This is a genomic window from Pseudomonas sp. 43NM1 (genome assembly GCF_002836905.1).
GTDB lineage: Bacteria > Pseudomonadota > Gammaproteobacteria > Pseudomonadales > Pseudomonadaceae > Aquipseudomonas > Aquipseudomonas prosekii.
Genome location: NZ_MKGS01000123.1, coordinates 1 through 911 on the forward strand (window position 1 = coordinate 1; position 911 = coordinate 911).

Sequence of the window (911 nt, forward strand, 5' to 3'; positions counted from 1 at the left end):
CTCGAGCACGTCGATCAGCAGGGTGTTGAAAATGAAGATTCCGCAGAACCCTTCCCACAGGACGGTTATGAACCAACCTCTGAGTTTTGCGGCTTTGATCAGGTCGTCGAGGTAAGTCGCCCAGATCCCTTTTTTCCAATCCAGACGGGCCGTTTGATCCTCAACGGCTTCGGGACCGACTTCCATATAACTGCGCATGCACTCCCACAATGCCATTGCGGTCGTACCGCCACCGCAGTTGAAGCCCAGCGAGAAATGTTTGTTGTCTTCCTCCGCCAGCGGGTCCGGGTTTTCGAAACCGACGATCAGTAAACCCATCGTCGCTTTACCGGCCTGACTGACTGACGATTGTTGTGTGGCAGCGGCAGTGACACTTTCCCAGGGCACGATCCAGTATTTGCCGTCGTTGCGGGGGACGCAGACTTCTCGGCGTTGGCGGTTGAAGCGAATGGGCAAGGGGACTTCGCGAAAAAGAGCAATGAGCAACATTAGCGCAGGTACGCCAGTGATTATTCCACCCCCAATGAGAGCAAAAGCACTGGCATCAGGGGCGATATTTCTAAACCCGTACCCCATGGATAGGAAGAGCATCACCCCCGGCCACAACACCATCACCGCCGAGGCGACGCTGTAGCTTCCAATATCCAGAAACACCTCATTCTTGCGCCAGATGATGTTAAGCACGTCCGAAGGTTTTCTACCGGTAGGAACAGGCAGCGGCGCTAAATAGTCGTTGCTTGAAAACAACCGTTTTTCCGTGGTGCCTGCCGGTGGCGTGCTCATGCGGCGTCCTCGGACTGGGCCGCAAGTTCGGCCTCACGTTTGGCGATGGCCGCTTCCAGTTCCGGGGAGCGTTTTGCCCATTGTTCCGGGGGTAGTGGTTTTGACCATTCGATGATGTCGGGATAGGG

The 911-nt window shown here is 55.7% G+C and carries 1 protein-coding gene; it reads right to left on the minus strand.

Annotation, left to right across the window (positions count from 1 at the left end):
• Positions 1–783, minus strand: a 783-nt coding sequence (locus BI292_RS11320; protein ID WP_101207929.1) for a hypothetical protein, incomplete at its 3' end; no start/stop codon positions are given.
• Positions 784–911: the final 128 nt, after the last annotated feature.